An 18,792-nucleotide genomic window follows, 5' to 3' on the forward strand; every position below is an offset into this window, starting at 1 on the left:
CGTGCACCAAGGAAGTGCCTTCCCGTGAGAGAACCCTGGACCTTCGCAAGCCCAAGTTTCCCTTACAGGACAGGCACTTCCTCCATTTCACGACCAGATCTACATCACACTGCGTGAAAGACGCAGGTTAGACCACGTTCAACGGTTCGCGTACTGGCGCACCTGGCCGTCACACACAAGGGCCGATTCCGTGAGCGAAGAGTTACCGCGCCAATAATGCGTTACGCCGTTCAAGCGAGATTCCGGGTCCCAGCAGGGATTGGCGCACGACAATGAATCGGCCGGGAATTCCTGACTATGCCAGATGTTGCCGGTCCTCGTCCTAGATCAACCTTCGACTCGGGACGGCGGGCCGTCCGGGTGACACCCTTGGACCGGACGGCAAACCAGCGTATCGTCAGAAATTACCCGCGTGCCCGGCCATCCAGTTACCGCTATAGGGTCCTGGGGCTCGCCCGAGCCCGAGATTCGATGGGATGCCGGAGTGATCGCCCCCGAGGTGTGGCGGCCGTGAGAACTGACGTTGTCCAGCAAGGAAAAGTCGTGACCGACGTGCTCGCGAGCACACAAGCGGTGCTGGGCCCAGCGCTACGCGAGGCGGTGGACTTGCTGCCCGATCCGATACGGCGGGTGGCGTCGTATCACGTCGGTTGGCGCGATGAACAGGGCAGGCCGACGCGTTCGGGCGGTAGCAAGATGATTCGCCCCGCTGTGACGTTGGTATCGGCTCAGGCGGTGGGAGGCGTAGACGCCGAAGCGGTCCCGGCCGCCGTGGCGGTGGAGCTGGTCCATAATTTTCGTTGCTGCACGACGATGTGATGGACGGGGATCGCACCCGCCCACCGTCTGGACGGTGTTCGGCGTACCGGAGACGGACTGCTCACCCTTGCGCTGCGAGTGCTGGCCGAGAGCGGGAACGCCGCGCGGACAGAGGCGTGATGCTGTCGACGGCAACACGCGCGCTCATAGACGGGCAGTGTGCGGACGTGGACTTCGAATCACGGTGCGACATCGGTGTGTCCGAGTGCGCGGCCATGGCCGCCGGTAAGACCGGAGCACTGCTGGATGGTTCCTGCGCGCTGGGCGCGCTGTTCGAAGCCGTCCAGCTCGCCATCATGGTCCACGACGACGGCGAACATGCGACAATCACGATCAAGCTCCCGGCAGACCAGCTGCCGAAGATCACTCACGTAGCGGAAGGGATCACCGACGTGACGCCCTCCCACGAAATCCCGCGCGGAGCCGCGCCTGAGCTTGTGGGGATGTTGTCTGTGCCCCCGGTGAGATTCGAACTCACACTGGACGGGTTTTGAATCCGTTGCCTCTGCCAGTTGGGCTACGGGGGCGGTGCCGGGTGAACTTTACGGGATCACGGCCGCGCGCCGTTCGCCGGGCCCGGGAGTGTGACGACCGCCTGGACGTGGTGAACGCCATCTAGCCGTCTGGATCGTTCCCGGTAGGCTTCAGGTTCGCGGACAGCCCGCGAACCGAACTGCCCGACGACCCTCAGGAGGACCCCGGTGACCGAGCAGGCTGCCGAGGCCAACGGTGCCGTCGCCGCACCCCAGCGGCGGGTGCTCGTGGCCGAAGACGAGGCCCTCATCCGGCTGGATCTCGTCGAGATGCTCCGCGAAGAGGGCTACGAGGTCGTCGGTGAGGCCGGGGATGGCGAGCAGGCCATCAACCTGGCTACCGAATTGAAGCCCGACCTGGTGATTCTCGACGTCAAGATGCCCAAACTCGACGGTATCGAGGCCGCATCCAAGATCACCGGCGACCGGATCGCGCCGGTCGTCATCCTGACCGCGTTCAGTCAGCGCGACCTGGTCGAGCGGGCCAGGGACGCGGGCACGATGGCGTACCTGGTCAAACCGTTCGCCAAACGCGACCTGGTGCCCGCCATCGAGCTGGCCGTGAGCCGGTTTTCCGAGCTACAGGCACTCGAGGCCGAGGTCGCGGGCCTCACCGACCGGTTGGAGACCCGCAAGGTCATCGACCGGGCAAAGGGTCTGCTGATGAGCCGTCAGGGGCTCACCGAACCGGACGCGTTCCGCTGGATACAGCGCACCGCAATGGACCGCCGGACCACGATGAAGGCGGTGGCCGAGGCCGTCGTCGAGAGCATCGGCTGACGGCTCCGAAACACGCCGTGAAGGCCTCCTTCCCCACGGGGAAGGAGGCCTTCACGGCGTTCGGGTCCTACAGGCGGCCGGCGGCTCGCATCACCCGATAGACGTCGGTGTTGTCGACGGTGCCGCCCAACCGATCGGAGCCGGGGCCTTCGGCGGTCACCGGGGTGTCGGCGCCGGTGTGGTCGTGTGTCGTCCAGTCCACAGTGAACTGGAGCTTCGAGCCCGGTACGTCGAAGGGGCCGTCCTGGTCAGGATCGGTGTCGGAGTCGTCGTAGTTCTCGATGCTCAGCCCGCCGGTCTCGTGGTCCCCGCCGATGATCACCAGCGTGTCGGGGTGGGTGCGGACGAATCGCATGACCTCGGCGATCGTGGCGTCGAGTGCGCGGCCGGCGTCGATCACGCCGTGCGCGTTGTTCTCGTGGGACATCCCGTCGGTGCCCTCTTCCTCCAGGAACAGGAAGAAGCCTCGCTGGTTCTTCGACAGCGTGTCCAGCGCCTTGCGTGCCATCTGCTGGAGCGGCACTCGCGGCGCGTACTTGCCGACGCCGTCCGGGCCGTAGTCGACCATGTCCTCGTTCGCGAACAGGCCGAGGATCCGGTTCGCCCGCGTGTTCCGCAGTTCGTCGCCGTCGCGCACGTAGGTGTAGCCCGTCCGCTGCGCGCGTTCGACCAGGTTGCCGTAGGGGCTGCGGCTCTCCTCCCCCGGTTTGTCCGGCCAGAGACCGGGGTTCCCCTTCGGATACCACCAGTCCTCGCCGCCCCCGAGCAGGACGTCCGGACGGCTGTTCTCGATGTACTGCTTCGCGATGTCGCTCTGCGAATCCCGGCTGGGTACGTGCGCCGCGAACGCCGCCGGCGAAGCACCCGTCACCTGCGCGGTGGTGACCAGTCCGGTCGACTTCCCCGCCCGTTTCGCCTGCTCCAGGATCGTTTCGAGCGGACGCCCGTGGACGTCCACGCCGACCGCCCCGTTACGCGTCTTGTGCCCGGTGGCCAGGGCGGTGGCCGCCGCGGCCGAGTCGGTGACGATCTCATCGGGGTCGTCCGACGCCGTCCGAACGAGACCGGTGACCGCCAGCCCGTCCATCGCCAGTTCGCCGCGTTTGCCCTTGAGCGCCAGCCGGAGCAGATCGCGCTGACCCAGGCCGAGGCCGTCGCCCTGGATGTAGATGATGTTGCGCGCCACCCGCGCCCCGGAACCCGCCGTCGTCGTCTCCGCGACGGCGGCAGAGCCACCGCACAGGACCACCAGAACCGTCGCTGCCGCCAGACCTCGTCCGCGCACATCGCCTCCTATTAGTTAGGAACCTTTCCTAACAGAGAGCGCGACAGAAGGCGAGAGTCAGTCGCGAAGGATCCCGGCGTGTGAGCGACGACCGCGAGGGCGACGCCGGTGGCGGGGAAACCGGCAAGGAGCAGGTATGCCCGATGTCCTCATTGGACAGCAATACCGCCGTCCGAAGACTCCCGGCCAGATGCTGGGCCCAGCCATAGGTCGTCGCGGCGTCCTGGGTGGTCCCGACCAGCAGGATCGGCGGCGCACCCATCCACCACGACCGACGTGGACTCACTCGGCACTCCTGCCTTCGGAAATTTCCGGTCCCTGAAGCCAACACCGTCGCCCACTTCGCGCATGACCCTCGACAGGTTGAAAAACCTTGCCGAAATCGGCGCTGGGAACTATTCCGAAAGACATACCCACGAACGATGAGATCCAGACCACACGATCGGGTCGTGACGATCTTGTCGCGGCTGGGTCTATTGGAGTGTGGAGGTAAATCGGGAGACCGTGAACTTCCGCCACAGGCAAGGGAATCCGAACCGAGGAGACAGCGATGACGAACACCGCCACCACCGCCAAGCCCAACTCGAACTCCGCCGCCCCCGCTGAGAACAGCGCGCTCGTCTCCAGCCAGGGCGTGACCACGATCGCCGACACCGTCGTGCAGAAGGTCGCGGGCCTCGCGACCCGTGAGATCACCGGCGTCCACGCGCTGGGCGGCGGCGCTGTGCGGGCGTTCAACGCGCTGCGTGAGCGCATCCCGGGCGCCACCGCGTCCGCCGGGCAGGGCGTCTCGGTCGAGGTCGGCGAGCGCCAGGCCGCGGTCGACCTGCAGATCGTCGTCGAATACGGCGTCGCGATCGCGGATCTCGCCAAGTCCGTTCGCCGCAACGTGATCGGCGCGGTCGAGCAGATGACCGGGCTCGAGGTCGTCGAGGTCAACATCAACGTGTCCGACGTGTACATCCCGGGCGACGACGACACCGACGAGAGCACCGAATCCACCCGCGTCCAGTGACCACCGGCGCCGGTCCGCGCCCGACTGCAAGGAGAACGTTCATGAACGCCACCCATCTCGGCCTGTTGACCGGTCTCGTGCTCGGCGTGGCCGGCGCGTTCGGCGGCTTCGGCGCCTTTCTCGTCGTGCTCGTCCTCGGCGCGCTGGGCCTGCTTGTCGGCCGGTTCCTCGACGGCAAGCTCGACCTTTCGGCCCTGGCCGGCCGCGACAGGGGCTGACCGCCATGACGACCATGACCGCCGCCGCGCCGGACACGGAAGGGCGCGGCGGGCTCACCGTGGCCGCCGGTGCCGTCGAGCGGATCGCCGCACAGGCGATCACCGAACTCGACGGCATCGGCGGCGCGGCCTCCCGGGTGCTCGGGATCGCGGTCGGCGGTGAAGACCTCGACCAGGGCGCCAAGGTGAGCGCGAACGTCACCGGCTCGACGGCCACGTTGGACGTCCGGCTCTCGGTGAAGTATCCGCTTTCGGTCCGCGCCACCACCGAAACCGCGCGGGAACACCTGATCCACCGCGTCGGTGAACTCTCCGGCCTCACCGTCACGCGGGTCGACGTCACCGTCACGGCCCTGCATTCCACGGAGACCGAAACGAGGAGGGTCCGATGAAACGGCGCCCCCGCCGCAGCGTCCCGGCAGTGCTCGTCGCCCTCGTGGTGCTCGCCGGATGCGTCCTGGCCGCCACCGTCGCGGTCCAGACGATCATCGGGGAGAAACCGTGGGTCAGCTACGACGCCGTCGCGACCGCGCTGCACGACACCCGATGGAGTGATCCGCTTCCGGCGATCGCGGGCGGGGTGGTCGCGCTGATCGGCCTGCTGCTCCTCGTGACCGCGATCGTCCCGGGGCGGCCGACCGTGCTGCCGCTAGAAGGCGGCCCGGATTCCGGCGCTTCCCGGCGCAGCTACCGGTCCACGCTGCGCACCGCCGCGTCCACTGTGGACGGCGTCGCCGCGGCGAAGCTGAAGGTCAAACGGCGCGGGATCGTCTCGGTGGTGACCACCGGGCGGACGAACACCGCGGGACTCGCCGACGCCGTCCGCGCCGCCATCGAGCATCGCCTCGCCCAGATCGGCCCCGCCACCGTCCCGGCCGTGCGGGTCCGGGTCAAGGCCACCAGGAGCGCGTCATGACCGACCTCAACCGTCCCGCCCGCCTGAACCGCACCTTGCTGGTGCTGACCGGGCTCGTGCTGCTCGCCGGCGGCGTGTTCGCCGTCGGCACCCATTTCGGCAGGATCCCCCTGCTCAAGGCCGATACGGCGCTCGTCCCCGGCACGGCGATGCCGCCCGGCTGGGCCTGGTACGCCGTCGCCGGGGGCGCGGTGGTCATCGGGCTGCTGACGCTGCGCTGGCTCATCGCCCAGCCCGTCCGGAAACCCAAGTCCCACACCTGGCGCTTCGACCAGGACACGGGCCGGACCGCGCTGGCCGCGAGCACCGCGGTCGAACCGTTCACGGCCGAGGTCGCGACCTATCCCGGCGTCCACGCCGCGCACGCCACGCTGGGCGGCACCCAGGACGCGCCGGTGCTGGCCGTGGTGCTGAGCGCCGAGCAGGACGGCGACCTGGCCGCCATCCGCGAACGGGTCACCGAGGAGGGCCTGCCGCGGTTGCGCCGGGCGCTGGACCTCGAAGACCTTCCCACGACCATCGAGTTCCGCTTCTCCGCGAAGACGGGTTCCCGCATCCAATAGGGTTTCCGGGGCGAGCGGACCGGGAATGCGGTTCGGGTACTGATTTCCCGCGCAGACGCGTCACGAGCGATGAGGAGTACCCGCATGTCCAGCGTGACTCGAGCCGCCGACACCGTACTCGATCGGACCCTGCTCGGTTACAGCAGCGTCGGGCATTTCCTGCGACGCCGGTGGTGGCCGGAGGACCCCGCGCCGGACGCGCTCGCGGGCAAGGTCGCGGTGGTGACCGGTGCGAAAGCGGGTCTCGGCAAGGCGACCGCCATCGGGCTGGCGAAACTGGGCGCGACCGTCCGGATCGCGGTCCGCGGTGACGGCGACGCCGCCCGCGCCGAGATCGAGCGCGCCGCGGGCTCCGGGCGGATCATCGTCGACCAGTGCGACGTCAGCCTGATTTCGTCCGTGCGCGACTACGCCAAGGACCTCGACGGCCAGGTGGACATCCTCGTGCACAACGCCGGCGTGATGCCCGCCGAGCGCACGGAAACGGCCGAGGGCAACGAAGTCATGCTCGCCACGCACGTACTCGGCCCGCATCTCCTCACCTCGTCGCTCCGCCCGAAACTGGCTGACGGCGCGCGGGTGATCTGGGTCAGTTCCGGCGGGATGTACAGCCGGCCGCTGCGCACCGACGACCTCCAGTATCTGCGGGGCGACTACCAGCCTGCCGCCGGATACGCGCGCACCAAACGGATGCAGGTGGTGCTCGCCGAACTCTGGGCGGATGAGCTGGACGGCTCCGGAGTCACGGTGCACAGCGCCCACCCCGGCTGGGCCGACACTCCCGGCGTCGCGGCCTCACTGCCGACTTTCCAGAAGCTGACGCGGCCGATCCTGCGGAACCCGGAGCAGGGCGCCGACACCTTCGTCTGGCTCGCCGCGGCCGAGGAACCCGCCCGCTACAACGGGATGTTCTGGCACGACCGCGTCCAGCGTCCGACGCACTACTTCGGCAAGACCCGGGAAACCGCCGCGCAGCGCCAAGAACTCTGGCAGGCCTGCGAGCGGCTGACCGGTCTTTAGGCCAGGGAGATCATCGCGACGGCCGGGATGGACGGGGTCCGCGAACCCCCGGCCGGTTCGGCGGTGATGCCGACCCGGTCGATCCCTCCCGGCAGGTCTGCGAGGACCGGGCGAGTCCGATGTGGACCGTCCGAAGCGAGCAATCCGGCCGAATGCACGCCGCTCGCCCCGATGAGCCAGACCTGATACGCCTTGCCGGGCGCCAGCGGCGGAAGATCACCCGCCAGCACGACGACCTTGCCCTGGCTCCGCGAAGTCACCACTGTGGTCGTGCCTGGCTCGGTGCCCTTCACAGTCGAGGCGTCGGGCGCGGTGAGCACCGAATTCACCGAGGCGAGTTGCTGCTGTGCGGGGTCGGCTCCCGGTTCGGTGTTCGTGGTGACCAGTCCGAACACCAGCGCTCCGACGGCGGCCGCCGCGGCACCCCAGAGCGCGACCCGGGCAGGCGGCTTCTTCGCGGGCTGGGCACGCCGCACGGCCGCGACCAGCGGGGGCCACTGGCGGATCTGGGAGACCTGCGTGAGCGTCGCTTCCCGCAGCCTCGGCGGTGGTACGACGGCGAGTGACGCCCCCAGTCGTGCCGCGGTCTCCCGCAGTTCCCGGACCTCCTGGCCGCACGCGGGACAACCCCGCAGGTGCCGCTTGAACGCCGCGGCCTCCTCCTCCGGGACGGCGTCCACGGCGTACGCCCCGGTCAGTGTGTGCAGTTCCGCCGTCATTGCCCCACCCCCAAACAGTCACGCAACCTGATCAGGCCGTCGCGGATGCGGGTCTTCACCGTGCCGGGCGCGGTCTTGAGCACTTCCGCGACCTCCGGGTAGGTGTACCCGTTGTAATAGGCCAGCACGACCGATTCCCGTTGCAGTTCGGTCAGCGCGGACAGGCACTGCCGCACCCGCTGCTGCTCCAGATTGCTGATCGTGGACTCGGCGACCTCGTCGAACGGGCGCCGGAAATCGAGTCTGCCCGCGCGGTCGTCCCGGTCGAGCGCGGCCTGATGCGAACGCACCCGGTCCACGGCCCGCCGGTGCGCGATGGTGAGCACCCAGGCCAGCGTGGTCCCCTTGCCCGGTTTGAACCGCGCCGCCGTCCGCCACACCTCCACCAGTACCTCCTGGGTCACTTCCTCGGCGAACGTGCCGTTGCGGACGACCCTGTTCACCACTCCCCACACCGGTCCCGCCACGACGTCGTACAGGTCGGCGAACGCTTGTTCGTCGCCGGCCGCGACCCGTTGCATCAGGCTCGCTTCGGCCGGCTCCGCTCCGGTGCCGCCGTTTTTGCGCGGACTCGTCCGCACACCCTCGACCATCAAGCTGCCTCCACCTCACCCGACGCCCGGCTACGCGGTTTCCATGGCGTCTGGAAGGAATTCGGCGCCGGAGGCGGCGCGGACTGGTCAAGTGGGTGAGAACACTCGAACGGGGCGGGAGCCCCTACCCCTGCTGGTCGAGCACCTTGTCCATTGTGGACCGCAGATTCCGCAGAAAGGCCTCGAACCGTTCGATTTCCTCCGCCGGATACTCCGCCACCAGCGCCGCGAGCCCCGCGCTGAACGGGCCGAAGAACTCGCGCGCGGGTCCCTGGATGTCGGGGCCGCTGCGCAAGGTCACCACCCGCCGGTCGGTGCTCTCCCTGGTCCGCACCACATAACCGAGGTTCTCCAGCCGGTTCAGCAGGTTCGTGGTCGCCCCCGAGGTCAGCGAGACACGTTCACCGAGCCGGGCCGGGGAGAGTGGCGAGCCGGTGTCCTCGGCGTAGAGGATCTCCACCAGCGCGGCGGCGTCGGTCGCGTGCAGGCCGAGCCAGTTCGCGAAGCGACGGGTGAACTCGGTGTAGTTCGCGCCGAAGCTCCGGAGGCCGTCCAGCAACGACGTGACCCGATCCTCCACTGAACCTCCTCGAGTAAGTGCTTTGACAACCTACCGGCCACGAATATACCTTCATGGTGAAGCTACTTTCTCATGAAGGAGTTTGTCTTGCTCCCCGACCCGTTCGCCGCGACGACCCGCGGCATCACCGAGCCCGACCCCGTCCGCCCCGCGCTGCGCGCCGCCGGTCCCCTCGTCGAAGTGGCCGCGCCGTCGGGCGGCAAGGCGTGGATCGTGACCGAGGAGAAGCTGGCCCGTGAGGTCCTGTCGGACCCGCGTATCGCCAAAGATCCCGCACTGGCCCCCGAAAACTGGACCGGACTCGAACAGACCGCCGCCGAACAGCCGTCGCTCACCACGCTGGACGGCCCGGACCACACCGAATTGCGGCGAGCGCACGCTCCGCTGCTGAGCGCCAAACGGATCCAGGCGCAGTCGGACCGGATCCACCACATCGCGCGCGTCCTGCTGACGGAACTCGGCGACGGAACCGTCGACCTCATGGACGGCTTCTCCACCCGCTTCCCGCTCACCGTCCTGCTCGACCTGCTCGGCATCCCGCTCCACCTGCTCGACGCCGCCGTCGACGCCTGCCGCCGCATGTCCGATCCCGAGCCGGGCGCCCAGGGCAAGGCCATCGCGGCGATCGCGGACCTCGCCGCCGCGGGACTGACCCCGAACCGGAACGGGCTCGCGACGGAACTGCGCGACAACCTTCCGCCCGGGACGTCCGAGAACGATCTGCGGTATCACCTGTTCGCGTTGATCTTCGCCGGGCAGCTGACCACCGACGCGTCAATCGGCTTCCTGGTCGCGCGGCTTCTCGACGGCGACACGTCCCCCGAGAGCCATCTGGTCCGCGAAACCCTCCGGGTGCATCCGCCCGCGCCGTTCACTCTCTGGCGGTTCACCACCACGGAGCTCGACCTCGCCGGGATCCGGCTCCCCGCGGGGGCCCCGGTACTCGTCGACATCCAGGGCATCAACACCGACCCGGCCAGGAAACCGGGCCCGGATCTGACTTTCGGCGCGGGACCGCACTTCTGCGTCGGCGCCCAGCTCGCGCAGCTCGAACTGCGGGCGGTGGCGACGGTTCTGCGCACGGACTTCCCCCAAGCCCGGCTCGCCGTGCCGTATGCCGAACTCCGGCAGACGTTCCTCGGCGGCATCCAAGGCACGCGGCTCACCAGCTTGCCGGTGCTCTTACACGGTTGAGAACGGGCCGGGGCGCGGAATCCGCTGCCCCGGCCCGGAAGGAACCGCTACTTCTTGAAGGTGCCGCGGATCTTGTCCGCCGCGTCGCCGACGGCGTCCTTCACGTTCTCGACGGCGCCCTTGAGGCCGGCCTTCGCCTGGTCCGTCTGGCCTTCGGCACGCAGTTCCTCGTTGCCGGTGGCGTCGCCGGCGGCTTCCTTGGCCTTACCGCCGAACTCTTCGGCCTTGTTGCTGATCTTGTCGCCCAACGACATCGGGTCCTCCTCCGTCCGTGGCGCCCGGATCGTGCGCCGTACTCAGGAAGGACAACTCAAGATCCGGATTCGTCATGCGCACGGACGGGTGATCACGCTCACTGAAGCAGGGAAGCCACAGAGGATCAGCCGGACCAGCCGCTCAGCCGCGACAAAAGTCGTTCCAGGACTTCGGGATCGGCGCCGACGGGCGCACCGGAGACGGGTTCGTCCACCAGGGTCCGGCGGTCGCCCCGCCGCGGCAGCTGCACCTGTCCGGCGGACATACCGCCGGGCAGCGGCAGCTCGCACCAGGTGGTCACGCCGCCGGTCTCGCCCGGGGCCACCCCGGTCCGCTCGCCGGGCGCGGGTGTCGGCGCGGGCAGACCGGCCAGCTCGTGGTCGACCTCGATGACCAGAACATCCGATTGCAGCCGCAATCTCAGCGTCAGGAACGGTGGCGCCTTCGGATCGGCGGCGTCGACGAGTGCGCCCACGAGTCTGGCGGCGGCGGTTTTCGCCTGATCGAGCAACGGCCGCAAGGACCAATCCGACAAGATGAGACGGACGAAGAGCTCGGTGCACAACATGGCATTCGGTTGTGCCACCAGCCGGAGGTCGTCCACCTGGGAGGTGCGCGCGCTCAAACCAAGGCCTTCCTCGTCGACGTGCGAGCGTGCATCATGCCACTCCATCCGGTGACGCCCGCAGGCCGCCTCATGCAGGCCTTTGGTCCAGTGGAGTAGCGCCACTTTGGCTCTGTTCGTCAGACCAAAGAGGGCGCAGAGTGATCGGCGTGAGCATCGCCTTCCTGATCACCACCCTGGTCGTGGTCGTCACGCCCGGCACCGGCGTGGTCTACACCTTGTCCGCCGGACTGGCCCGCGGGAGACGCGCGAGCGTCCTCGCCGCGACCGCCTGCACCCTCGGGATCGTCCCGCACATGGTCGCCGCGATCACCGGCCTCGCGGCGCTGCTGCACGCGAGCGCGGTGGCCTTCGAAATCATCAAATACCTTGGTGTCGCTTATCTTCTCTACATGGCGTGGGCGACGCTGAAGGACCGGGACGCGATCGTCGTGGCCGGGGAGCCCGAACCGAAGTCGGCGCTGCGGACGATCACCTCCGGTGTGCTGATCAACGTCCTGAACCCGAAGCTGACGCTGTTCTTCTTCGCGTTCCTGCCCCAGTTCGTCCCAGCAGGCGAACCCGGCTCCATCCCTCGGATGCTGGTGCTGAGCGGGGTGTTCATGCTGGCGACGTTCGTCGTGTTCAGCGTGTACGGCGTCCTCGCCGCCGGCGTGCGCCACCACGTCCTCTCCCGGCCTCGCGTGCTCGCCTGGATGCGGCGGATCTTCGCCGGTTCCTTCGCCGCACTCGGCGCCAAACTCGCGTTCACCACCCAATAGACAGGTCTCGTATGCGACTCCAGCACCACCCCGACGTCCGCGCCGATCACCCCGGCCTCGCCGTCGGCACCCTCCAGGCCACCGGCATCACCGCCGAAATGCCTGTCGATCTCGAAAAGTTCGTCGCGCGGGCGACGCGACGGCTCGCGGACGGGCCGGAATCGGAGTTCCCCGAGATCCAGGCCTGGCGCCGGGCGTTCGCCAAGATGGGACTGAAGCCGACGCAGTACCGCTGCGCGTCGGAATCGCTGCTGCGCCGACTGCGGAAGGAGAGCACGCTCCCCCGGATCCATCCGGTGATCGACCTCTGCAACGCGGTTTCGGTCGCCTACGCCATCCCCGTCGCGGTGCTCGACGTCGCGAAGATCAGCGGCTCGCTCGAAGTCCGCCACGCACGAGGCGACGAGAAATACGTGACCTTCGCGGGCACGGTCGAGAACCCGAACCCGGGCGAAGTGATCTTCGCCGACGAAGACGGCCAAGCCCACGCGCGGCGCTGGACGAACCGGCAGAGCGGGCACTCCGCGGTCTCCGCCACGACGTCCGACGTGCTGATCGTTTCGGAAGGGCTGCACGCGACGGCCGCCGAGGACGTCCGGCTGCTGATCGAGGCCATCGCGGGTGAACTGGCGGGGTTCACGAAGCCTTGAGCGCCTTCTCCAGTCCAGCACGCGTCATCTTCGACCGTCCCTTGATGTCGCGCTCCCGCGCCAGCTTCTCCAAGTCCGCCTTCGACAGCGAGGACAGGTCCTTCGAGGGCTTGGCCTTCTTCTTGGACTTCCCACTCTCGACACTCTTCGAAAGGGCCTCGAACAGGTCGACGACCTTCGTCGGCTCACCGGGTTCGGTGGCGGGCGTGATGGTCTTGCCCTTCTTCTTCGCCTTGATCAGCTTCCGCACGCGATCGGTGTAGGTGTCGCTGTACTCCTCGGGCCGCCAGTCGTCGCTCATCGCGTCGATCAGGTTGACGGCCATGTCGAGTTCCTTGCCGCGCGCCTTGGCCTTGCCGGGCAGATCCGGCAGCTGCTCGGCGGGGTCGCGCAGGTCGGCGGCGAAATGCAGGGTGTTGAGCACCATGACGCCGTCCCCCGAACGGACCAGCGCCAGGTACTCGCGGCCGCGCATGACGAACTTCGCGATCCCGGCCCTGCCCGACGAACGCATCGCCTCGAGCAGCAGCGCGTACGGACGCTCGAATTCCTCTTTCGCGGGCGCGAGCCAATACGTCTTGTCGAAGAACATGGGGTCGATGGCGTCAAGCTCGACGAAACTCTCGATATCGAGCGACTTCGACCGGCCGGGGGCGATCTCGTCGAGTTCCTCCGGTTCGACGACCACGTACTCGCCGCTGTCGAGCTCGTAACCCTTGACGATGTCGTCGTAGTCGACTTCCTTGCCGGTGCGCTCGTTCACCCGCCGGTACCGGATGCGGTCCTCGGTCCCGCGCTGGAACTGGCGGAAGTGCACCGTGTGGTCCTCGACCGCGCTGTACAACCGGACCGGCACCGTCACCAGACCGAGTGAAAGCGAACCGCTCCAGACCGGGCGCATGGGCACTCCTCTCCTCCACCGCCCTGGTACCCGGAATCGCGGCGGATCACACCCGGTCAGAGGCTGAACGCGAGGGACTGCAGGAGGACGATCGCGAGGAACACGAGGGTGAAAGCGAGGTCGAACGCCACGCCACCGGCCCGAACCGCCCGGACCACGCGGCGGACCGGCGCCAGCACGGGCTCGGTCAGCCGGTGGCTGATCCCGCGTGCCCGGAACGACCAGGAAGGCGGCCGGGCGGCGAGGCTGACGGTCCAGTCCAGCACCATCCTGGCGACGAGCACGATCAGGAACAGGGTGAGCAGGAAGCCCAGCAGATCACCAAGAGCACTCATGACGGCACACTCCTCTTCGCTCCAGTGTGCCGTGCTTTGCTGGGAGCAGCCTGTGACCGGAAAAGGGGCTACCAGGGCGGTTGGCCACCCCCAGTTCGAAGGCCAACCGCCGCGGAGCCCCTACCGCGGTTCGGCACGCTGCCCCGTCGCGCCGAACCCGCCCAGCTGACATCTTCAGCTTTCCAAGGCCCTGCATCGGAATTACATCGGCTCTCCACCGGCTGACATCCGAGCAGCTCACGGGCCGCCGGAGGTAGAATCGGACCGGTTCCAAAGGCAGGCGCGGGCCCGCCCGTTAGGCCGAATGCCACACGGCGTACCCCCACGTCGATCTGGCTGGAGGGCGAAGCGGTGGGTTAGGGTGCCGAACACCGGGCGAGCGGACGACTGGGAGGTAGTGCTGAGCACTCTCACGGTCTCGGACGACATAGTCGCATATGACCGCCGAGCGTTTACCTGAATCGGCAGGATCGCCCCGCACCCCCGGCGATCCGCAGCTCACCGGCCAACCCTCCCAGCTCCGCTTTTCCGTCCTCGGCCCGCTCGAAGCCGAGGTCGACGGCGTCCCCGTCCGGCTCGGCGGACGCCGTGAACAGCGCCTCCTCGCTTCTCTGCTGATCAACGCGGGCAGGCTGGTCCCGGCGTCCTACCTGATCAGCACGATGTGGCCGGACCGGCCGCCGAAGACGGCGGTCCGCCAGGTCAGCAACGCGATCGCGCGGCTGCGGCACGATCTCGGCGCGGCGCGGTCCGCCGTGGTCACCACCGGCTCCGCGTACCGCGTCGTCATCAGCAGCGCCTCGCTCGACTCGGTCCGCTTCGAAGCGGACTACAACCAGGGCGCCGAACTCCTGGCCGCCGGGCTGCTCTCCCAGGCGGCGGGCAAGCTCGCCGAAGCGCTCGCGCTCTGGCGCGGCCCGGCCTTCGACGGTCTCGAAGGCGACGCCATCGAGCAGACGGCGCGACGACTCGACGAAGAACGCCTCGCCGCCTGCGAACTCCTGATCGGCGCCAGGCTCCGGCTCGGCGAGACCGACGTGGCGGCCCGCGAGGCCTTCGACCTCGCCGCCTGGCATCCCACCCGCGAGACGCTCCAATGCCTCACCATGCTGGCGCTGTACCGGGCGGGCCGCGGCGCCGACGCGCTCAGGACGTTCGACCGGACCAGGAACGCGCTCGCCGAGGAACTCGGTGTCGACCCGAGCGCCGAACTGTGTGCGCTCTACCAGCAGATCCTCCGCGCCGACGCCGAACTGCTGGAGGACGGCGCCCTCGTCCGCTACGGCGTCGGCGGGCTCCGGGCCGGGATGGACACCGGCGGGCGCCGCGAGGACGCGGACGCGCAGAAGGCGCTCTTCCCCCGCCCCGCGCAGCTTCCCGCGGACCTCCCCGCGTTCGGCGGTCGCGCCACGGAGCTGCGGACGGTCCTCGATATCGGCCAGGACGAGTCCTCGACGGGGCCGCGCCTGATCGCGATCGACGGTATGCCCGGTGTCGGCAAGACCGCGTTGGCCGTCCACGCCGCGCACCGGCTCGCCCCACTGTTCTCCGACGGACAGCTCTTCGTGAACCTCGAAGGATTCTCGCCCGCGGGCGACCCTGTCGACCCGGCCGCGGCTCTCGAGGCACTGCTGCGGTCGCTCGGTATCCAAGGTTCGGACATTCCCGCCGGGACGGGGCAGCGGGCGGCGTTGTTCCGCAGTTGCCTCGCCGGCAAACGCGTGCTCCTGGTGCTGGACAACGCCATCGGGGCAGCTCAGGTGAGCCCGCTGCTGCCCGGCTCGGCGAGCTGCTGCGTGCTGATCACCAGCCGAACCCGGCTCGTGGACCTCGACGGCGCCGAACTGCTCTCCCTGGAACCGTTCAGCCGAGCGGACGCGGTGGACCTGCTCGGCCGGATCGTCGGGCCGTCCAGGCTGAAGCGGGAGTCCCCCGACGCGGCCGACCGGGTCGCGAGCCTCTGCGGCGATCTCCCGCTCGCGCTGGCCGTCACGGCGAGCCGGCTGCGGGCGCGGGCGTCCTGGACGCTCGACTTCGTCGCCAGGCAGCTGCGGGACGAGCGGAACCGTTTCGGCGAACTCACCGCCGGGGAACGCGACGTCGCGGGCGCGTTCCGAGTGTCCTATCTGAACTTGACCGAAGCCGAACGCCGGGTGTTCCGGCGCTTGAGTCATCACCCCGGTGCCGCGTTCGACCTTCATTCGACGGCGGCCTTGGCGGAAGTGGACCTCGGTGAAGCCCGTCGCCTGGCCGAACGCCTCGTCGACGTGAACCTCTTGCGGCAGCCGTCGATGGACCGCTACGAGATGCATGACCTCCTCCGCAGCTACGGCCGCGAACTCCTGCTCGCGGAGGAGCCCGAACACCAGCGCGAAGCGATGATGCGGCGGCTGTTCGACTACTACCGCAGCACGGTCGCGGCCGCGATGGAGTTCATCGACCCGGATTCCGAAGAGGAGCCTGGCGGCCTCGAAGTCCCGAAGAGCGAGTACGGACAGTCCTTCGCCGACTACGATCAGGCCGCGCACTGGATGGACGCGCATTGGCAGAACGTCCTGCCGGTGGCCGTCGCGATGAACAACCACCAGCAGTATTCGGACCTCGTGCCGTTCTGCTCGTCGGTCTGGCGCTACTTCGACAACCGCGGCTACTACCGCCAGGCCAGGGAGCTGGAGACCCTCGCCCTGTCCGCCGCACGGGTCACGGGGAACGTGGTCCTCGAGTACCAGGCCCTGCACATGTACGCGCTGACCCTGTGGCGGCTCAACGAGTTCACCGAGGCGAACCGGCTGTTCAACGAGGTGTTCGAACTGGCCGCGACCACCGGCGACGTGCGGATGCAGTGCCGGGCAAGGGGCAATTCGGCCGTCACCCACTGGCTCAGGGGCGAGTCGGACGAGGCGATCGAACACCTCGGCTGGGTACGCGAGACCGCCCACGCCCATGGCAGCGTGCTCATCGAGGCCCGCGCCAGGCACCGGATCGGGCTGATCCACACCGAGAACCGGCGGTATCCCGAAGCCGCCGAGGAACTCGACCAGGCACTACGACTGGCCCACGAGAACGAATCTCCCGATCTCGAGGCGGAATGCTTTCTGGCCCTCGGCATGAATTCGCGGGAAACCGGCGATGCCGCACTGGCGATCACCCAGTTCACCACCGCACTGGAAGTGCTGGAATCGACCGGGAATCGCAGCATGCTGCCCATCGCCCACAAGGAGATGGCGATCGCGTTCGACATTCTCGGTGAGCAACCGAAAGCGGACAGTCATCGCCGCTTCGCCTTGCGCTTATACACCGCCTTGGGCGTTTCGGACTCCACTGAGGTTCGCGAACTCAAACAGCTCCTGAGTGATTACTCGGCGTAATTTGTCGTTCTGCTCCGGTACTCTGTTGGCGTAGGTATATTCGCTTGACCGGAGTAACCGCTCACGGAGAGGATCGGCGACATGCACGATGATGACGACGACGAGTTCTTACTGGAGCTCGAAGCGGAGTACAAGGCGCAGAGCACCTGGGGCGGGTTCGAGCCGCCACCGACCGGCGCTCCTCCTTTCCGCTCACGCCACTGAATGACCTGAAGTATTCGGAAAGTATTACTGGGGACTGGGGCGCAAGACATTCGATGCTGGTAAGGGTTTCCTCTTGTGGAACGCTCTACTGGTCCGATGGTGACGTCGTCTGGGACGATCACCTCGGGCATCGCCAGCTCAAACTCGCCGATGGAACCGAACGCGTCCTGCGATGGTTCAGTTCTTGGCGAGAACCGGAATCGATCCGTGCGGCGGACGACAATCCCGAGACAGGGGAAAGACTCGTCCGTATCGCGCGAGCGATGATCCGGTACGACGTGCTGGTGGTCAAAGGTTCTTCCCGTCAGCGGCGGGAAGAAGGGATCCTTCGGGATTGGGGGCCTTGGGGGACGTCCGCGCGGGCGTTTCACTTCGGCACCCGATCCTTGCGTGAGACCGAGTTCACGACCAGCGAAATGACGTCGAAAACCTTGCTGGAGAAGGCGAAGGCCAGCCCTCCGCCTTCTCCGGTGAGGCCCTCGGCCGAGTACGACGCGATACCGCTGCCCGAACCGTCGCCGGAACCGCTGAACGCGATCGGGCTCGGCGACGCGCTGAACCAGCGCAGAAGCACCCGCGAGTTCGGCGAAGAACCCTTACGGCTGCGCGATTTGAGCGCGCTCCTCACGGCAGCCCGGCCGACGAGGCCGGAGACGCACTCGGACATCCCGGCCACCGGGAACGTCTTCAAGACGAGCCCGTCGGGCGGGGCCCGGCATCCGACAGAGGTGTACGTATACGCGCGGAACGTCGAGGAACTGGATCGCGGGATCTACCGCTACGACGGATTCCGGCACGGTCTCACGCCACTGGACGGCAAGATCGACGACGACGAACTGATTGCGCTCGCCGGCGATCAGCACTGGACCGGGAACGCCGGCGCACTGCTGATCTACACCAGCGTCATCGAACGGAACCAGTGGAAATATCCGGTGAGCCGAACGTACCGGGTGCTGCTGATGGACGTCGGGCATCTCAGCCAGACCGTCTACCTGCTGGCGACGGCACTCGGACTGAACGTCACGTTCACCGCGGCGCTCCGCGACGAACTGGTCGAAGACCTCCTCGGCTGCGACCCGGCGAACGAACTGGTGCTCGGCATGTCGGTACTCGGCACTCGCGTGTGAGGAGCGCCAACTGCGTCAGGTCCGTTATGCCACGCCGACGGTGGGTGCCATCGTTGGAGTCCCGTGCCGAGGTCTGCTCCCGCGAATGGAGCCTTCGCCGGTTTTCGGTAACGACTCGAGGCTGCGTCAGCTTGTCGACAAGGTCTCGACGGTGCGCGGTCGTCGGTTCGACGCCACTCGGGCCGGGGCGGCGAACGTGGCCATTTTTCGGTAACGAGCTGGTGCGGTAGTGCTTGGCTGACAGGGCTTACAGGTGGACACCCTGGCGACGGAGCCGTTGCCGTTCTTCGGCAACAGCATCAGAACGGTGGCGGCATATCCCTCAGGAGTG

At 68.0% G+C, this 18,792-nt stretch carries 24 protein-coding genes and 1 tRNA gene; 14 read left to right on the top strand and 11 right to left on the bottom strand.

Going from position 1 to position 18,792, the window contains the following annotated elements:
- Nucleotides 1–543: 543 nt before the first annotated feature.
- Nucleotides 544–819: a hypothetical protein gene (locus ACLARN_RS26070; RefSeq protein WP_409494088.1), complete on the top strand. Its 276-nt coding sequence runs from the start codon at nucleotides 544–546 to the stop codon at nucleotides 817–819.
- A gap of 179 nt (nucleotides 820–998) precedes the next feature.
- On the opposite strand, the gene ACLARN_RS26075 is transcribed toward ACLARN_RS26070, so the two are convergent.
- The gene (locus ACLARN_RS26075) at nucleotides 999–1,190 is read right to left on the bottom strand and encodes a hypothetical protein (RefSeq protein ID WP_409494089.1); all 192 of its coding nucleotides are present in this window, start codon (nucleotides 1,188–1,190) and stop codon (nucleotides 999–1,001) included.
- Nucleotides 1,191–1,272: 82 nt separating this feature from the next.
- A tRNA-Leu gene (locus ACLARN_RS26080) sits at nucleotides 1,273–1,346 on the bottom strand.
- A 174-nt stretch (nucleotides 1,347–1,520) separates the two neighbouring features.
- Here ACLARN_RS26080 and ACLARN_RS26085 point away from each other — a divergent pair.
- Nucleotides 1,521–2,132: an ANTAR domain-containing response regulator gene (locus ACLARN_RS26085; RefSeq protein WP_076168651.1), complete on the top strand. Its 612-nt coding sequence runs from the start codon at nucleotides 1,521–1,523 to the stop codon at nucleotides 2,130–2,132.
- Between the two features lie 67 nt (nucleotides 2,133–2,199).
- On the opposite strand, the gene ACLARN_RS26090 is transcribed toward ACLARN_RS26085, so the two are convergent.
- Complete coding sequence (locus ACLARN_RS26090; protein WP_409494090.1) at nucleotides 2,200–3,417, bottom strand: alkaline phosphatase; 1,218 nt, start codon at nucleotides 3,415–3,417, stop codon at nucleotides 2,200–2,202.
- 28 nt (nucleotides 3,418–3,445) lie between these two features.
- Nucleotides 3,446–4,081, bottom strand: a complete 636-nt coding sequence (locus ACLARN_RS26095; protein WP_409494233.1) for an alpha/beta hydrolase — start codon at nucleotides 4,079–4,081, stop codon at nucleotides 3,446–3,448.
- On the opposite strand from ACLARN_RS26095, the gene ACLARN_RS26100 reads away from it, so the two are divergent.
- The 6 genes from ACLARN_RS26100 (at nucleotide 3,968) to ACLARN_RS26125 (ending at nucleotide 7,149) form a co-directional block, all read left to right on the top strand.
- The gene (locus ACLARN_RS26100; protein WP_409494091.1) at nucleotides 3,968–4,432 is read left to right on the top strand and encodes an Asp23/Gls24 family envelope stress response protein; all 465 of its coding nucleotides are present in this window, start codon (nucleotides 3,968–3,970) and stop codon (nucleotides 4,430–4,432) included. The genes ACLARN_RS26095 and ACLARN_RS26100 overlap by 114 nt on opposite strands.
- A 41-nt stretch (nucleotides 4,433–4,473) precedes the next feature.
- Nucleotides 4,474–4,650 carry a hypothetical protein gene (locus ACLARN_RS26105; RefSeq protein ID WP_167480063.1) on the top strand — a complete coding sequence of 59 codons (177 nt, stop codon included), beginning with the start codon at nucleotides 4,474–4,476 and terminating at the stop codon, nucleotides 4,648–4,650.
- Between the two features lie 5 nt (nucleotides 4,651–4,655).
- Nucleotides 4,656–5,042 carry an Asp23/Gls24 family envelope stress response protein gene (locus tag ACLARN_RS26110; RefSeq protein ID WP_409494092.1) on the top strand — a complete coding sequence of 129 codons (387 nt, stop codon included), beginning with the start codon at nucleotides 4,656–4,658 and terminating at the stop codon, nucleotides 5,040–5,042.
- Nucleotides 5,039–5,566: a DUF6286 domain-containing protein gene (locus tag ACLARN_RS26115; protein ID WP_409494093.1), complete on the top strand. Its 528-nt coding sequence runs from the start codon at nucleotides 5,039–5,041 to the stop codon at nucleotides 5,564–5,566. Before ACLARN_RS26110 ends, ACLARN_RS26115 begins: the two co-directional genes overlap by 4 nt.
- Nucleotides 5,563–6,129, top strand: coding sequence for an alkaline shock response membrane anchor protein AmaP (locus ACLARN_RS26120; protein WP_409494094.1), 567 nt, complete (start codon nucleotides 5,563–5,565; stop codon nucleotides 6,127–6,129). Before ACLARN_RS26115 ends, ACLARN_RS26120 begins: the two co-directional genes overlap by 4 nt.
- Nucleotides 6,130–6,213: 84 nt before the next feature.
- A complete protein-coding gene (locus ACLARN_RS26125) occupies nucleotides 6,214–7,149 on the top strand; it encodes an SDR family NAD(P)-dependent oxidoreductase (protein ID WP_409494095.1) in 936 nt (311 codons plus the stop codon).
- On the opposite strand, the gene ACLARN_RS26130 is transcribed toward ACLARN_RS26125, so the two are convergent.
- The 3 genes from ACLARN_RS26130 to ACLARN_RS26140 form a co-directional block, all read right to left on the bottom strand.
- The gene (locus tag ACLARN_RS26130; protein WP_409494096.1) at nucleotides 7,146–7,868 is read right to left on the bottom strand and encodes an anti-sigma factor domain-containing protein; all 723 of its coding nucleotides are present in this window, start codon (nucleotides 7,866–7,868) and stop codon (nucleotides 7,146–7,148) included. The two genes, ACLARN_RS26125 and ACLARN_RS26130, sit on opposite strands and share 4 nt — an antisense overlap.
- On the bottom strand, nucleotides 7,865–8,461 hold the full coding sequence (gene sigK, locus ACLARN_RS26135; RefSeq protein ID WP_409494097.1) for an ECF RNA polymerase sigma factor SigK: 597 nt from the start codon (nucleotides 8,459–8,461) through the stop codon (nucleotides 7,865–7,867). The genes ACLARN_RS26130 and sigK overlap by 4 nt, the downstream gene beginning before the upstream one ends.
- Before the next feature lie 124 nt (nucleotides 8,462–8,585).
- Nucleotides 8,586–9,041 carry a MarR family winged helix-turn-helix transcriptional regulator gene (locus ACLARN_RS26140; protein ID WP_409494098.1) on the bottom strand — a complete coding sequence of 152 codons (456 nt, stop codon included), beginning with the start codon at nucleotides 9,039–9,041 and terminating at the stop codon, nucleotides 8,586–8,588.
- Between the two features lie 87 nt (nucleotides 9,042–9,128).
- Here ACLARN_RS26140 and ACLARN_RS26145 point away from each other — a divergent pair, with 87 nt between their 5' ends.
- Nucleotides 9,129–10,235 carry a cytochrome P450 gene (locus tag ACLARN_RS26145; RefSeq protein WP_409494234.1) on the top strand — a complete coding sequence of 369 codons (1,107 nt, stop codon included), beginning with the start codon at nucleotides 9,129–9,131 and terminating at the stop codon, nucleotides 10,233–10,235.
- Between the two features lie 47 nt (nucleotides 10,236–10,282).
- Here the strand turns inward: ACLARN_RS26145 and ACLARN_RS26150 are convergent, their stop codons facing one another.
- Nucleotides 10,283–10,489, bottom strand: coding sequence for a CsbD family protein (locus ACLARN_RS26150; protein WP_409494099.1), 207 nt, complete (start codon nucleotides 10,487–10,489; stop codon nucleotides 10,283–10,285).
- A 125-nt stretch (nucleotides 10,490–10,614) separates the two neighbouring features.
- A complete protein-coding gene (locus ACLARN_RS26155; RefSeq protein WP_409494100.1) occupies nucleotides 10,615–11,115 on the bottom strand; it encodes an ATP-binding protein in 501 nt (166 codons plus the stop codon).
- Between the two features lie 149 nt (nucleotides 11,116–11,264).
- Here ACLARN_RS26155 and ACLARN_RS26160 point away from each other — a divergent pair, with 149 nt between their 5' ends.
- Together ACLARN_RS26160 and ACLARN_RS26165 are read left to right on the top strand one after the other, a co-directional pair.
- On the top strand, nucleotides 11,265–11,876 hold the full coding sequence (locus tag ACLARN_RS26160) for a LysE family translocator (RefSeq protein ID WP_409494101.1): 612 nt from the start codon (nucleotides 11,265–11,267) through the stop codon (nucleotides 11,874–11,876).
- 11 nt (nucleotides 11,877–11,887) lie between these two features.
- A complete protein-coding gene (locus tag ACLARN_RS26165; protein WP_409494102.1) occupies nucleotides 11,888–12,526 on the top strand; it encodes a B3/4 domain-containing protein in 639 nt (212 codons plus the stop codon).
- Here the strand turns inward: ACLARN_RS26165 and ACLARN_RS26170 are convergent.
- Together ACLARN_RS26170 and ACLARN_RS26175 are read right to left on the bottom strand one after the other, a co-directional pair.
- Nucleotides 12,513–13,427, bottom strand: a complete 915-nt coding sequence (locus ACLARN_RS26170; protein ID WP_409494103.1) for a Ku protein — start codon at nucleotides 13,425–13,427, stop codon at nucleotides 12,513–12,515. The two genes, ACLARN_RS26165 and ACLARN_RS26170, sit on opposite strands and share 14 nt — an antisense overlap.
- 56 nt (nucleotides 13,428–13,483) lie before the next feature.
- Nucleotides 13,484–13,762 (bottom strand): YggT family protein, encoded by a 279-nt coding sequence (locus ACLARN_RS26175; RefSeq protein WP_409494104.1) that lies wholly within the window; start codon nucleotides 13,760–13,762, stop codon nucleotides 13,484–13,486.
- Between the two features lie 437 nt (nucleotides 13,763–14,199).
- Between ACLARN_RS26175 and ACLARN_RS26180 the strand changes: the two genes are divergently transcribed.
- From ACLARN_RS26180 to ACLARN_RS26190, 3 genes are all read left to right on the top strand, one after another.
- Complete coding sequence (locus ACLARN_RS26180; protein WP_409494105.1) at nucleotides 14,200–17,130, top strand: AfsR/SARP family transcriptional regulator; 2,931 nt, start codon at nucleotides 14,200–14,202, stop codon at nucleotides 17,128–17,130.
- Nucleotides 17,131–17,211: 81 nt separating this feature from the next.
- Nucleotides 17,212–17,334, top strand: a complete 123-nt coding sequence (locus ACLARN_RS26185; RefSeq protein ID WP_409494106.1) for a hypothetical protein — start codon at nucleotides 17,212–17,214, stop codon at nucleotides 17,332–17,334.
- A gap of 53 nt (nucleotides 17,335–17,387) precedes the next feature.
- Entirely contained in the window at nucleotides 17,388–18,461 is a 1,074-nt protein-coding gene (locus ACLARN_RS26190) for a SagB/ThcOx family dehydrogenase (RefSeq protein WP_409494107.1), read from the top strand.
- The last annotated feature ends 331 nt before the right edge of the window (nucleotides 18,462–18,792 follow it).

The organism is Amycolatopsis sp. cmx-11-12, from assembly GCF_046269425.1.
GTDB lineage: Bacteria > Actinomycetota > Actinomycetes > Mycobacteriales > Pseudonocardiaceae > Amycolatopsis.